A 7,998-nucleotide genomic window follows, 5' to 3' on the forward strand; every position below is an offset into this window, starting at 1 on the left:
ACTTTTTTCTGCTTCATGCGACTAAATTAGAAAGGAGTGAGCGGAATACAATGAAAAATTGGTTACCATACATGTTTATACTAATTATGTTATTGGGTGCCTGTAATAGTGGTGAGCAGACAGGTAATTTGGGTGAAAATAGTGGGGAAGACGCAGCGGAAGACAATATTGACTATAAACTACTACATCAGTTGAACTACATGCCACCAGAGATAGGTTCTAGCATTTCAATTGTACAGGATGAGAAACTATATTTAACATGGGCTGAAATATTCGAGTTTGATACAGTCCATGCTATAGACTTTGAAACAGAAGAAGTCCTTTTTATAACGGCTTATTCAGATGGCTGTGGCAGAGTATTCGAGAGTGTTAAAAAAGAAGGGGAAACATTAATTGTAAAGTTAAATTACCCTGAAGATATTCGTAAAGAAAAAGATATTGTATGTACGGAAATTGCACTACCAAATACGTATGTTATCAAGATGGAAAAGACGAACACGACAAAAGGGAAGTTAATTGATATTCAACGAACAATTTATGAAGATAATGCGATTGTTCAGGAAAAGCTGCAATAAATATTGAGGGGCTCTTCAGTATTCATCACACGATTAAAAGCTTTAGGAGCAACAACTCAAATGAGTAGAACTACCCTTCATTGTCGACACGAGTAAACGCTTTAACGAATTGCGGGCAAATCTTCAACGGGATTAACACTAGAAAACGTAAGAATGGGGTGAAACTTATATTTAAGAAACTTACAGCTAGCATGATATTGTTACTTTTGATAGGGAGTGCAACAATTTTTTATTTAATTTCCTCTAAGCCAGAAAATCAAATGATTAGTCAGGGTGAAGAGAAATTGGCTACTTCGGTAACCGGAACCGAACAAAACCGTGATTTGAGTGAAGCACAACATGAACAATTAAAAGAAACACTTAATTTATCACTGCGGGCAATAAGTGCAATGATAAACAAGGATTATGAATATTTAGAAGAAATCATTGCCCCTACAGTAAAACTTAATAAAGAGAATAATACGATTTCTTTTGGGGATTCAAATGAAATACCTATAAGAGACAGCTTTGATTATAACAATTTTGAGTTTAGAGCTTATATGGTACAAGAAGATACAGTTTTAATCATTTTAGGAGTTAATAATGTATCCTACGAGTTTTCATTTGTTGAGCATAAGGGGAAAAGTGGAAATTATCTATTGAAATCAATTTATACTAATTAGGGTAATTACGAAACAGTAAGATTAAATACAATTTTAAATAATAAAGAAAAAGGTAACAGGAGGAAAAATGAAAAATATTAGGGGGTTTTTAATTTTAGTCACAAGTTTGCTAATGCTTTACGGCTGTGATGAAGGTGGAAAGCAACCGGTTTCTACGACTACCGACACTGAAAAAATGAGTTCAGAAAAAGAAACAGAAAAAAAGTTATTAGCATTGTCAGAAGAAATATTCTCCCTGTTAAAGGATTCTAACTATGAAAAATTTGCTGAGCAGGTTGATCAAGAACATGGTGTTACCTTTGCTTTTTATGCGGATTTTGGTCATCCCGATGGCTATGGAGGGGAATATGTAAACTTATCAAAGAAGGAGATAAGTGAAAGAAATAATACAAAGTATTTATGGGGAGCCGATGAATCAGGTAAAGAATTTGAAATGTCCTTCCATGAATATGTTCAACAGTTCCTCTTACGAAAATGGGGAATGAGTGATGCAGATTATAGTATTATTACATTCAATGAACCAGGAGAGAATTTTGCAGGTGTAATAAATACCATTCATGAATTTTATCCGAATGCTAAATACGTCGAATACTATTCGCCAGGAGAAACGGAGCATTTATTCCAATCTTTGCGGTTTATCTACCAAGAAAGAGATGGAGAATGGTATCTTATAGGAATAGCTCGTGATGTAGCTAGCGTATGACATTTATGGCAAGATTTATAATGAGGAGTTTCTAAGTGAACAACTTAAATAATGAGATGTCAATTCAGGTGGAAATTAGAGCTGTAAAAAGATTATAAATACTAAAAAAATGACCTTGATATTTTTAGAGAATCTAACCATAAGGGAAAATACAATATTATTTGGAGTGTTGATAACCAAGTCTCAACAGCTATGGTATTTGAAAAGTTTATTCATGGTGTGGATTATAACTTTTCTACCAATGACATAGAGATGAAGAAGTTGAATAAAACAGCGATAAGTCTAATTAAAAAATGAATTGAGTCTATCTCGCGCTTCTTGGTTATAATAACTTTATTAAGGAAAGGTGTTTGAGAATGAAAAGAAAAATTTTATTCGGTTCTGCTACTATTGCTGTTATAATTATTGCCACACTTGGAGTTCGTGAATATGGGGCTCTTAAATATTCAAGCGACAATAATGACTCAACAAATAGTAACATCCTAGAAGCATCTGAATCCCAAATTTATCATCCTGAAATCGGAGAATGGGTTTCAAAGATGAATCTATTACTTTCCGAACCGTTGAATGACCCAAAATTGAAAAAAGCGGGCAACGATGAAGGGTTCGAGTATTACTTGAAGTCACTAGTAGTCAATGATGAATCACCACTCCATTTAATTAAAGGAAATAAAAAATTAGAAGAAGATTATACAACTTTGTTCCTTTTAACAAGTTATATCTCTCATATGCAATTTGCCCGCACGGTACATTTAGGTCCAAATGGTGAAGCGAAGGAATCAATAGAATTAGTTGATGAATGGGCACCTACTGATGAAAACACGCATAAAGCATTCGAGTACATGAAGCAAATTATGAATGATTTAGACGTTGCCGTTGCCATTAATCATAAGGGAAAAGGTGAACTATATGGTGTGACGCATTTATTAAACGGCGATAAGGCTTCCGAAGTAAAAAAATTCGTAACGAGCAGTTGATAGTTAAGATGCCGAAAGTTATTCATCCCCTTTATACAGTAGACATGTTGAAGATTTCGATTTTGTCTACTGTCTTTTTTATTTAATTAGGCTCACTTAAGCGAGAACCAATTATAAATTTGATATAATTTAATAATAAAAAGGAAGAATATAACTTTTATGGAATAGGGTATATTTGGAACTATGTATAAGATAAAACATGAATTTGAGGGAATGCTGTGAAACCTATAATGAAAAGAAAAGATTTAATGACCAAGACAGATATCTCAAACGCTGTAATGACTGTTTTAAGTGAATCTAATTTGTCATCAGAAGATCCTACTTTAAATAAAGCATTAATTGTCTATCATTACTACTCTGAACTTGAAAGTGGGGGACACGAAAGTTTATTCAGATGGTTTGGACAGGAAATTAAAGAGATTGGAATAGATAACTACTTGAATAAACTAATTGGCGTCCTTGAGGAAATCGGTGCTCACAATTATGCGATGATTGAGAAAAAGTATGGTAAAAAGTTGTGGAGCTTGTACGTTGCATTAGAAAATGATGAAATTGAAGAAGACGAGTTTTATAGTATCGTGGAAAAAGCGACAGATGAGTATTACAAGCTTAATGATGTGTTGCGAGAGTTATTGGAAACATATTTTGTTACGATTTATACGGACTTAGTAGAAGTAGTGGAAGATTAATTGGAATGGATAGGGGAGTTATCATGTTAAAAGATGATTGGTTTACTGTTCGGCAAATTGATGACAATACATATGCAATAAGTGAATTAGGCCATTGGGAAAAAGTCCATTCCTTTTTATTATTAGGGGAAACAAAAGCTGCTCTTATAGATACAGGCTTAGGTATTGATAACATGAAGCGAATTACAGATCAGCTAACGACCTTGCCAATTGATGTGCTCACAACACATGTTCACTCAGATCATATTGGAAGTCATGGGGAATATCCACGTATTTTTGTCCATGAGTACGAAGAATCCTGGCTAATAAATGGAATTGTGGGGTTGTCCATAGATCAGATTAGAGCAAACACAGCAAGAGATATTACAATCCCCATACCGAAAAGCTTTAACCCAGATACATATACGCCCTTTACTGGAAAGCCTACTGGATTATTCAAAGATGGCGATATTCTTGATTTAGGGAATCGGAAATTAATTATTTATCATACACCTGGACATTCGCCAGGACATATTTGTATATTTGACGAGACAAAAGGCTATCTATTTACGGGAGATTTACTGTACGATGAAACGCCAATTTATGCATTTTATCCAACAACAGACCCTGTAGATTTAGTGAACTCTTTAGAGAAAATCACAACAATCCCTAACGTTAATTTGATTTATGGTTCGCATAATTCATTAGGAATTAAACCTGATATTTTAAATGAAGTTCAAAAGGCAGTTATCTACTTGAGAGAAAATGATTTAGTGAAATTTGGAACAGGCATACACCAATTTAAAGGCTTTAGTGTGCGATTTTAGAAAAATAAGGGAGAATATGTGATTAGAGATGATATTAACGGATATGTTAATCGGAAATAGTGCGGGATTATTTTCGGTTATAATGCTAACTGCTTGTCTTTACTTTAGTCTTTCTTACTTTGAATATTTAAAAGAGGGAGATAAACGTTTAACAAAACAAGCTAAACTTTTTGCTACGATTACACTATTTCTTGGTTTAGGAGTTCCTGCATTATACGAACTTTTTAGCTAGCGAACTATAATCACAACTGGAAATCCATTTAATGGTAATATATAGTTATTATATAAAGTGGGAGGGGTATTTGATGAGTAATACAAATAATAAGTGGAACATCGCTGAAATAAAAACGGGCTATTTTGTATTTTTTGGTGCCACAATTGGTGCGATTGTTGGGTTAGTTGCTTATGTGAATAATTGGTTGTAACTCTCTAATATGAACTGTCCCATTGTTAGCCCCAACTAACTTTGGGGCAGTTTTTCTATAATTAGAAAAAATTAGAAGCTGGTCCAAAATATTTAATTGGAAAAGGAAGTTTATGGGCTGAATAATCCACGATGGAAATGAGGTAAACTTCGCTCGCGTTTGTCTCAAAGCAATGTTTGGGATGTTTATTTTACTGCATTGTTTAAATTAGAGGGAACTAATTTACAATAAAAACGTTGAAATGTGAAAATAAGGATATGGCAGGTGGGGGCAATAGAACTTATAACAGAAAAACTCATTATGATTGCTTTATTTATATTAATCATTCACTCGATTGAAACATTAGCGTATGCAGTGCGACTTTCTGGAGCTCGTGTTCGCTTATTAGCATCGGCATTGTCACTTTTTAATGTAATGGTAATGGTTTCAAGACTATCTAATATGATGCAGCAGCCATTTACAGGGAGCTTGATAGATAATGCTCCTTCTAATCATGCTTTACAATTTGTCGAGCATCAATTCCGATTTCTTATCGGTTCAGCTTCACTCGGTACGTTACTTGGCATTATTTGTTTACCAACCTTTGTAGCCATTTTTTCTAGAGCGATTATTCATTTAGCTGATGAAAGGGGTTCAATCCCAGCTTTATTGAAAAAAGGTTTTACATTTGACTATTTACGTCGTGCATTCAAACATTTACGCAAACCAAGCCTTTCATATTTACGAGGAATAGGGATACGTGATATTCCAATAAAGTTATTTATTATTAATATTGTCATTACTGCTGTTTATACAATAGGGGTTTTATCGGCTTTATATGCTAGCTTATTGGTTCCTGAATACAAAACAACGGCAATTATGGCTTCGGGATTAATAAACGGTATAGCCACAATGTTATTAATTATATTTATTGACCCAAAAATATCTATTTTGGCTGATGATGTAATTAATAAAAAAGGAAATTATTCTGAGTTGAAAAGAGCTTCGGTTATGATGATGAGTTCAAGACTTTTAGGAACTATATTTGCCCAACTCCTATTTATTCCAGGAGCACATTATGTTGCTTGGTTTGCAAAATTCATTGCATAGTAATATATAATTGATTCTCGTTTAAGAGAAAATAGGGTTAAACTTAATTTTAAGATGAAATGAAAACAAAATAAAAGCAGATATCAAACACGTAAATAGAATTAAATATGATAAGAAGAAAATGATGGTAGAGATTATGCTTTATCAGAATATATACATGATGTCTACGGTAACTATTAAGGAGTAACAAACTAATGAATGATAAAGAACTATATGATATTGTAAGAAATTTAGTTGAAGAAAGATATCCTATCGGTTGGGGTGGTGCAGCAGCCGTTCGTGTAGAAGATGGTACAATTTATACAAGCGTAGCGCCAGAAGTAATTAATGATTCAACAGCTCTCTGTATGGAAACGGGTGCAATATTAGAAGCTCACAAATACAACAAACAAGTAACACATAGTATTTGTTTAGCACGAGAAGATGAACATTCACCATTAAAGGTGCTTTCACCTTGTGGGGTCTGTCAAGAACGGTTATTCTACTGGGGTCCCCAAGTCCAATGTGCCATTTCAAATGATACACAAGCAATTATTTATAAAACATTAAAGGAACTACAACCTTACCACTGGACAGACACATATTACGATGAAATGCTTGAACATTGGCAAAAAATATAGTTCCCAAATTTGAACTGCACTCTTTTAGACACATCTAACAAGGGGTGCGGTTTTTAAATGACTAAAATGAGCCTAGAAGATAAATTAGTAGTCGTTCAATAATATATATTGCTAGAAAGAACGCTCGCTGCAGATTTTTGGTATTACATCACAATATATTAACCTTAGCGAAACTGCAGCGATATAATTAGTTGCCTAAAAAAACATTAGTAGAACCTAATAAATGGGAGTATTTTTAGAATAACCATTTTCATATAGACTGTATTCATAGACTTTGTGATCTTCCTCGTTCAAATATGTCCAAAGCCAGAAGACATGAAGGGAATAAATTGTATAATCTTTTTTCTTCTCAAAAAATCATACGTAGTATTTCTGGCAACGGAAAAAAGCCATGTTTTCTTCGATGATTCGCCTCTGAAATGGTTTAATGAATACTTCACTTTAACAAAGGTATTGTGTGTAAGATCTTCTGCAACTTCATGATTACCAACAAGTAATAAAATGTAGTTGTGTATGGCATCACTATATTTTAAATACAATTCCTCCCAAGTCATTTGTTTGCCTCCTTTGTATATATAGTCAAATAAGTGAAGAATAAGTTTTAAATTTAATGAGTTTTTAATGCGGGCTTTTGTTTAATGCATTTTAACCTTATAATTATAGGGAAAATATGTTAATTTAAAGTTATCTTTAATCTTATGTGACAATATAAGAGAAAGCCAGTCATCTCCCTGAAGGAAAATGACTAGCTTCATAAATACAAAGATTCAATTACTATTAATTACTTCTTTTTCATTTTCTATTATTTCTTTAAAATTTTCTAAGAAATTTTCATCATTTATAATCACATATTTTTGGTTTTTATCAGAAAGATTAACTATTATCCCCTTATCTACATCTATATAAAAAGCAAAATTTGAGTTTAAAGAGAAATTAAAACGATAATGGTATTCTATTTGAGAATCTTTATTTTTTTTAAATGATAGATTTTTAAAGCTTTCAATAAGCAATTTTTGCTGGTCTGCTGGAATTTCTATAGTTATTAATTCAAGGGGATTATGTTTAATTTTTATAACTTCCATCTCTCGATTAGCTGCACTAAAGTCAGGATTTTCTAAAATTTCATTAGCTGAATATGTTTTGTTATCAATCATAAATTTCAACCCCAAAACACCGACTAAAATAACGATAATAACTATTAAAATGTGTTTCCCTTTCAAAATTACACCCCCTGCAATTTATGTAATTATATGGTTAAATTAAATTATAAATCAACTAAAAGTCTCCATTCAGTAAAACTTGGTCATTTATTAACGTTATATTGGGGACTGGAAATATTTAGACATTTGTAAGCGTTATTAAAATAAAATTAATTTGGAGCATTCCTGTTAGAAGGATTTTCGGGGACTTGAAAACAAAAAAGCCCTCTTGTATGATGCTTGAGTGTCAACC

11 protein-coding genes are annotated in these 7,998 nt (G+C 32.8%); 9 read left to right on the forward strand and 2 right to left on the reverse strand.

Annotation, left to right across the window (positions count from 1 at the left end):
• Positions 1–50 precede the first annotated feature (50 nt).
• The 9 genes from H9632_RS17895 to H9632_RS17930 all read left to right on the forward strand — a co-directional run bounded on the left by H9632_RS17895 (position 51) and on the right by H9632_RS17930 (position 6,546).
• Positions 51–575 (forward strand): dehydrogenase, encoded by a 525-nt coding sequence (locus tag H9632_RS17895; RefSeq protein ID WP_191705427.1) that lies wholly within the window; start codon positions 51–53, stop codon positions 573–575.
• 80 nt (positions 576–655) lie between these two features.
• Complete coding sequence (locus tag H9632_RS17900) at positions 656–1,237, forward strand: hypothetical protein (RefSeq protein ID WP_191705428.1); 582 nt, start codon at positions 656–658, stop codon at positions 1,235–1,237.
• A 67-nt stretch (positions 1,238–1,304) separates the two neighbouring features.
• A complete protein-coding gene (locus H9632_RS17905; protein WP_191705429.1) occupies positions 1,305–1,940 on the forward strand; it encodes a hypothetical protein in 636 nt (211 codons plus the stop codon).
• A gap of 356 nt (positions 1,941–2,296) precedes the next feature.
• Complete coding sequence (locus tag H9632_RS17910; protein ID WP_191705430.1) at positions 2,297–2,917, forward strand: hypothetical protein; 621 nt, start codon at positions 2,297–2,299, stop codon at positions 2,915–2,917.
• A 218-nt stretch (positions 2,918–3,135) separates the two neighbouring features.
• Positions 3,136–3,606, forward strand: a complete 471-nt coding sequence (locus tag H9632_RS17915; RefSeq protein WP_318247717.1) for a DMP19 family protein — start codon at positions 3,136–3,138, stop codon at positions 3,604–3,606.
• Positions 3,607–3,629: 23 nt separating this feature from the next.
• A complete protein-coding gene (locus H9632_RS17920) occupies positions 3,630–4,412 on the forward strand; it encodes an MBL fold metallo-hydrolase (protein ID WP_191705431.1) in 783 nt (260 codons plus the stop codon).
• 28 nt (positions 4,413–4,440) lie between these two features.
• Positions 4,441–4,644 carry a hypothetical protein gene (locus tag H9632_RS18940; protein WP_225223911.1) on the forward strand — a complete coding sequence of 68 codons (204 nt, stop codon included), beginning with the start codon at positions 4,441–4,443 and terminating at the stop codon, positions 4,642–4,644.
• A 493-nt stretch (positions 4,645–5,137) separates the two neighbouring features.
• Positions 5,138–5,926, forward strand: coding sequence for a lipid II flippase Amj family protein (locus H9632_RS17925; protein WP_225223913.1), 789 nt, complete (start codon positions 5,138–5,140; stop codon positions 5,924–5,926).
• A gap of 194 nt (positions 5,927–6,120) precedes the next feature.
• Positions 6,121–6,546 (forward strand): cytidine deaminase, encoded by a 426-nt coding sequence (locus tag H9632_RS17930; RefSeq protein ID WP_191705432.1) that lies wholly within the window; start codon positions 6,121–6,123, stop codon positions 6,544–6,546.
• Between the two features lie 290 nt (positions 6,547–6,836).
• Here the strand turns inward: H9632_RS17930 and H9632_RS17935 are convergent, their stop codons facing one another.
• Both H9632_RS17935 and H9632_RS17940 read right to left on the reverse strand, forming a co-directional pair.
• Positions 6,837–7,100: an RNA polymerase sigma factor gene (locus H9632_RS17935; protein WP_191705433.1), complete on the reverse strand. Its 264-nt coding sequence runs from the start codon at positions 7,098–7,100 to the stop codon at positions 6,837–6,839.
• A 213-nt stretch (positions 7,101–7,313) separates the two neighbouring features.
• Positions 7,314–7,766, reverse strand: a complete 453-nt coding sequence (locus H9632_RS17940; RefSeq protein WP_191705434.1) for a hypothetical protein — start codon at positions 7,764–7,766, stop codon at positions 7,314–7,316.
• Between the last annotated feature and the right edge of the window lie 232 nt (positions 7,767–7,998).

Source organism: Solibacillus merdavium (assembly GCF_014836935.1).
GTDB lineage: Bacteria > Bacillota > Bacilli > Bacillales_A > Planococcaceae > Solibacillus > Solibacillus ferritrahens.